Genomic DNA, 4,808 nt, shown 5'->3' with positions numbered 1-4,808 from the left:
GAGTTACTGCATTCGGATCAATATCAATTGCCACAGCCTTTTTAACACCTAATTTCAGTGCCAAAATAGACAGAATACCGCTTCCACAGCCTACATCTAAGAGACGTGTGTTAGCATCCACATACTTCTTTACATTTACCATGCAAAGCTTTGTTGTTTCATGGGAACCCGTACCAAATGCAATACCAGGATCAATGTCAAGTACAAGGTCTCCCTCCTTGACATCATCATAGTCTTCCCATGTTGGTTTTATTACAATGGAGTCATCCACACGAAATGGATGCCAGAATTCCTTCCAGTTATTAATCCAGTCTTTATCCTCAGTTTCATCTTTAACGATTGTTCCATCTCCGACATCTACAAACTGTCTTAATTCCTCCAGGCCTTCTTTCACCTTCTGAATCAGTTCCGTACCATCTTCCTCTGGATCACGGTAAAAACGAACTGTAGCAATGTGGTCATCAAATTCAGGATCAGGCAGAATGTCTACAAACATCTGCTTCTTATCCGCTTCTGTAAGAGGTACTTTATCCTCAATTTCGATTCCTTCTACTCCCAGTTCATCTAACATATAGCTAATTAAATCCACCGCTTCGGTTCTGGTGGTCAATGTATATTTGGTCCATTTCATGTGAAATTATCTCCTTTTATTTTTAAATCATCATAAGTATTCCAGTATTTTCGGCTTCCTATGCCAAATCACCTTTACTATTATAACAGATAATTGCAAGACGTCACTAAAAATTACATATTTCTTTGTTACTACTTCATACCAATCATAAAAAGTCGTGGAAAGCGGAAGATAATCTCCCCTTTTTTTGGTAGGATATTCACGTTTCAACCCTTCTAGCACTTCACTTTCAAATTCCATTTTCTTCTCTTCTGGCAGTCTCTCCAAGTAGTAAAATCAGAGGTTATGTCAGCTAATAGATCAAAATACTCTTCTTCTGAAAGCATATCCAGTTCTCTATTATATTTAAGCAGACTGCTCCAATGCTCTCTATGTACTACCTCTTGAATTACCTGATGGACTGGTTCACTAAAGATTACTGGTATCTGAACAGCCAGCACACCACCTTCTATTTCCAGGACCACAGCCTATATCCAGTATTGCTTGTGGATCAGTTAATTCAATTCGGTTCACAAGATCCATCGCCGGCTGCGTTCTTTCTTTGCTAAATTCTAAATACTTCTCTGCATTCCAACCTCCCATCTTATCTCCTCCTTCATAATTTCTATATTATAGCAGAAAAAGTGAGAAAATACAGCTAGAACAAGGGAGGACACCATCTACACCATAGTATCCTCCCTTTCCACTACTTCTGTTCTGAACTTAGTAAGAATACCATTTCTGTTTCCGTAGAATGTTCCTCACTGTAGGCAAAGCCCAATGAACAATACTCTTTCATCTCTTCCAAGGTCGTTACATTGTTTTCTGCCATAAAGCGCAACATCTGGTGTCACAAATCGTTTTATTGTTTTGGAATACTCATTGGAAGCCAAATCAACAATTGTATCCTCTCCCTTAACGATTTCTTTGTAAAGACGATCCTACCAATATACATAGAGATTCTTTTTCCCTTTTATAGGCAACTCTGCCTGCATCTCCAATCGATACGGCACTACCCCATCAAAGGGAGATAGCACCCCATAGAATCCTGACAGGATTCGCACACTAGCTTCCAGATAAGTAAGTGCATCCTCAGTAAAAACAGCTGGAGCAATATGCTGATATTGCAACCCCTTGTAGGCTAGAATCGCAGGTGTAAGATTCCGCTTTAAATCCATCTCCTCAAAACGTTTATAGTTTACCTTTGCAATCTTATCATTACATTGCCATAATGCTTTGGCTTCTTCATATGACAATTTCTTTATCGTCGTAAGTATTCTTTTTTGTATCTTCCATAAATACAGGCAACCCATTACAGCATAGGTATCTGTATCTACAACCATCTTTTTCGCTGGTGAAATAAGAATTCTCATGCTATAGCTTTTCTAACATCTCTGCCGGATTAGTAGCCGTTTTCACTTTACCTAATGCCTGCACGATGGTACCTTCCTCATCGATTAAATACGTAGTACGTACAACACCCATAGATGTCTTTCCATAGTTCGTTTTCTCTTTCCATACATCGTATGCCTGAATTGCTGTAAGCTCAGGATCTGCCAGAATAGTAAATGGTAAATTGTATTTTTCTTCAAATCTCTTATGAGATGCTACACTATCCTTACTGATTCCAACTACAATTGCATTCTTCTCCATAATTTGTGGATATAGTTCTCCAAATCCACATGCCTGTTTCGTACAGCCCGGTGTATTGTCCCTTGGATAGAAATATAGAATCACTTTCTTTCCTCTGTATTCCTCTAATGTATGCATATCACCATTCTGATCTGGTAATTCAAATGATGGTGCTTTTGTTCCAATTTCTAACATAATGTTTCACCTTCCTATACTCTCTTCTGTTACTAGTTTTGCATTTTTTATACCATGCCATTCTACCATATATAACTGGATATAGAAATAGAGTGCATTTTGTAACAAAAAAAGTTCTGTACTCCAATACTTAGAATACAGAACTTTTAGTTTATATTATTTCTTAAAGAATCCTTTTTTCTTCTTAGAATCCTCTTCTGCTCCGGTTGAAGCAACTGTACCGCCCATAGCTTCATCAAACTTCTCCAACAACTCTTTCTGCTCATTGGTTAATTTGGTTGGCACATTGACTACCAATGTAACATAGTGATCACCACGGACGTTTTTATTACGTAGAGTAGGTACACCTTTACCACGTAAACGTACCTTCGTATCTGTCTGTGTTCCAGGTTTTACTGTATAGATTACTTCTCCATCTACTGTCTTAATCTTTAAATCCCCACCTAATGCAGCCTGTGCAAATGAGATGGATACTGTAGAGAAGATATCATAATCCTGACGGATGAAAATAGGATGTCTGCTTACTATTACTTCAACTAACAAATCGCCTCTCTGGCCACCATTCTGTCCAGGTTCACCTTTACCCTGAATTCGAATGCTCTGACCATCATCAATACCTGCTGGAATAGAAACAGAAATCTTCTTTCTTCTACTTATATAACCGGTACCATAGCAATCAGAACACTTCTCTTTGACAATCTTTCCTTTTCCGTTACAGTCAGGACAAGGCTGAACACTCTGAGTCATTCCAAAGAAGGATTGCTGTGTATATACTACCTGTCCTTTACCATGACACTTAGGACAAGTTTCTGGAGTTGTTCCAGCCTTTGCACCACTACCATGGCAAGTCTCACACTCTTCCTTAAGGTTTAAGTCCAATTCTTTTTCTACGCCAAAGCAAGCTTCTTCAAAGGTAATGCGCACGCTGGTACGTACATTAGCACCTTTCATTGGACCATTGCTTGATCTACGGCTTCTTCCACCGCCAAACAAATCACCAAAGATATCTCCAAAGATATCTCCCATATCCATACCGTTAAAGTCGAAGCCACCTGCTCCGCCACCACCGCCGTTTTCAAAGGCAGCATGACCAAACTGATCGTATTGTCTACGTTTGTCAGCATCACTTAAGACAGCATAAGCTTCACTTGCTTCCTTAAACTTAGCTTCCGCTTCTTTATCCCCAGGATTGGTATCGGGATGATATTTCTTGGCTAATACTCTATATGCTTTTTTCAGCTCTGCGTCACTAGCCTGTTTTGACACTCCTAGGACTTCATAATAATCTCGTTTGTCTGCCATATCCTTCACCTTTCATTAACAATTCGAAAGATAGGCTATCTCCTTAAGACAGCCTATCTTTTATAGTAACAAGAAGTATATCACTTCTAATTACTTATTTCTACTTGTAATTTTATACTTCTCTGTAGTCTCCATCAACAACATTGTCGTCCTGAACATTAGATGCGCCAGCGTCCTGACCTGCTGCGCCACCCATATCTGGACCAGGACCTGCCTGACCTGCTGCCTGAGCTTGCTCATATACTTTAGAGAATAGTGCCTGAGCAGAGTTCATTAACTTCTCTTTAGCAGCCTTTAGGTCTTCTACTTCACCTTCAGACATAACTTCTGGGTTAGATTTCTCTACTAATTCTTTTAAGTGAGCAAGATCTGCTTCTACAGCGGATTTGTCAGCATCTGCGATCTTATCGCCAACTTCCTGTAAAGCTTTCTCAGTCTGGAATACCATAGCATCTGCATCATTTCTTGTATCAACAGCCTCTTTACGTTTCTTATCCTGAGCTTCGTATTCAGCTGCTTCTTTTACTGCCTTATCGATATCATCATCACTCATGTTAGATCCTGCAGTGATAGTGATGTGTTGCTCTTTACCAGTTCCAAGATCCTTAGCGGATACGTTAACAATACCGTTAGCATCGATATCAAAAGTAACTTCGATTTGAGGAACACCTCTTCTTGCTGGTGGGATACCATCAAGTCTGAATTGGCCAAGGGATTTGTTATCTCTAGCAAACTGTCTTTCACCCTGTACGATATTAATATCAACTGCTGTCTGATTATCAGCTGCAGTAGAGAATACCTGGCTCTTCTTTGTAGGAATCGTTGTATTTCTCTCTATTAATCTAGTAGCTACACCACCCATTGTCTCAATGGATAAGCTAAGTGGAGTAACATCAAGAAGAAGGATGTCACCAGCACCAGCATCGCCAGCTAATTTACCACCCTGAATGGAAGCACCGATTGCAACACACTCATCTGGGTTTAAAGTTTTACTTGGCTCTTTGCCAGTTAACATTCTAACTTTATCTTGTACAGCTGGGATTCTTGTAGAACCACCAACTAATAATAC

Annotated in this window: 7 protein-coding genes; all 7 read right to left on the bottom strand. The window is 39.5% G+C overall.

Features of this window, described 5'->3' with window-relative positions:
* A partial coding sequence (locus BWI44_RS02395) for a 50S ribosomal protein L11 methyltransferase (RefSeq protein ID WP_286811001.1) occupies nucleotides 1-631 on the bottom strand: 631 nt, incomplete at its 3' end.
* A gap of 215 nt (nucleotides 632-846) precedes the next feature.
* Entirely contained in the window at nucleotides 847-1,095 is a 249-nt protein-coding gene (locus BWI44_RS02390) for a class I SAM-dependent methyltransferase (protein WP_286810999.1), read from the bottom strand.
* Between the two features lie 221 nt (nucleotides 1,096-1,316).
* On the bottom strand, nucleotides 1,317-1,442 hold the full coding sequence (locus tag BWI44_RS02385) for a hypothetical protein (RefSeq protein WP_286810998.1): 126 nt from the start codon (nucleotides 1,440-1,442) through the stop codon (nucleotides 1,317-1,319).
* Between the two features lie 109 nt (nucleotides 1,443-1,551).
* Entirely contained in the window at nucleotides 1,552-1,983 is a 432-nt protein-coding gene (locus BWI44_RS02380; protein ID WP_286810996.1) for a YaaA family protein, read from the bottom strand.
* Nucleotide 1,984: 1 nt separating this feature from the next.
* Nucleotides 1,985-2,437 carry a peroxiredoxin gene (locus tag BWI44_RS02375; protein WP_286810993.1) on the bottom strand — a complete coding sequence of 151 codons (453 nt, stop codon included), beginning with the start codon at nucleotides 2,435-2,437 and terminating at the stop codon, nucleotides 1,985-1,987.
* Nucleotides 2,438-2,593: 156 nt separating this feature from the next.
* Nucleotides 2,594-3,739, bottom strand: a complete 1,146-nt coding sequence (dnaJ, locus tag BWI44_RS02370; RefSeq protein WP_286810986.1) for a molecular chaperone DnaJ — start codon at nucleotides 3,737-3,739, stop codon at nucleotides 2,594-2,596.
* A 112-nt stretch (nucleotides 3,740-3,851) separates the two neighbouring features.
* Nucleotides 3,852-4,808 (bottom strand): Hsp70 family protein (locus tag BWI44_RS02365; protein WP_286810982.1); only part of this gene is annotated, 957 nt, incomplete at its 5' end.

The organism is Bacteroides sp. Phil13 (assembly GCF_001940965.1).
Taxonomy (GTDB): domain Bacteria; phylum Bacteroidota; class Bacteroidia; order Bacteroidales; family Bacteroidaceae; genus Bacteroides; species Bacteroides intestinalis.
Note: the sequence above shows the minus strand (reverse complement) of the source record. Positions and strands in the feature narration are given on the sequence as shown.